The sequence below is a fragment of the Cupriavidus sp. WS genome (assembly GCF_000395345.1).
Classification (GTDB): domain Bacteria; phylum Pseudomonadota; class Gammaproteobacteria; order Burkholderiales; family Burkholderiaceae; genus Cupriavidus; species Cupriavidus basilensis_B.
This window is the reverse complement of the sequence record NZ_AQPL01000028.1, coordinates 1-248: the sequence shown is the minus strand read 5'-3', so window position 1 is coordinate 248 and position 248 is coordinate 1. Positions and strand designations below refer to the sequence as shown.

At 52.4% G+C, this 248-nt stretch carries 1 protein-coding gene; it reads left to right on the top strand.

The window, feature by feature from the left end:
• On the top strand, nucleotides 1-225 hold a 225-nt coding region (locus tag K206_RS44215), incomplete at its 5' end, for a hypothetical protein (protein ID WP_231401530.1).
• Between the last annotated feature and the right edge of the window lie 23 nt (nucleotides 226-248).

The following is a 248-nucleotide window of genomic DNA, read 5'->3' as shown; positions in this document are numbered from 1 at the left end:
GACTTTGATGTTGACTTTAAGCCTTTGAAGTCAAAGCCCCCAAAACCAAACAGCTTAACTTCACCCCCCACCCAGCAAACCAAAAAACAAAAAAAAGCCCCGCAAAGCAGCCAAAAAACCGGCCACCCTGCAGGGCGCTTCCCTTATCCAGCAAAACCACCTACAACAATCACCCCCGCGTACGCAGGTAAGTACCGAATTCGTCCATCACCTCCGGGTGCTTGAGCGCGAACTCCACGGTGGCCTTG